The following is a 449-nucleotide window of genomic DNA, read 5'->3' on the forward strand; positions in this document are numbered from 1 at the left end:
CTCCCTCCACCCCCTCAATCCTTCCCATTCTCCTCTCTTAAATTCCTACTCTAAAGATTCTAATACTTCTACTCTATATAATCCAACTCCTTATTGTAATCCTCACCCAAGTAGTGAAGAAAGTATAGACTTCAAACTTGAAATAAAAGATTATGATACCTTTATGCCCTTAGAGAATAAAGCCATTCAAATTAAAAACATAGATTCTAAAGAAACCTATATCCAAACCACCAATTCTAAAGGAGAAGTTCTTTTTACTCTTAAAGAAGAAGAAAGAGGAGAGTTCTTTCATATCTTATTACTCAATGATAAAGACTATGAACAAGAACCCTATCATCTAGCAAGAAAAACAATCACCAATACACAAGGACAAAAAACAATTAAACAAACCACTCAAAAGATTCTCACTCCTAATAGTTATCCAAACTATCCTGCAAGATTATTCTTTA

At 32.5% G+C, this 449-nt stretch carries 1 protein-coding gene; it reads left to right on the plus strand.

Annotated features, from left to right (window positions below; translation table 11 throughout):
• A partial coding sequence (locus tag LS69_RS10700) for a hypothetical protein (protein WP_194145506.1) occupies nt 1-449 on the plus strand: 449 nt, incomplete at both ends.

This window comes from Helicobacter sp. MIT 05-5294 (genome assembly GCF_000765675.1).
GTDB lineage: Bacteria > Campylobacterota > Campylobacteria > Campylobacterales > Helicobacteraceae > Helicobacter_D.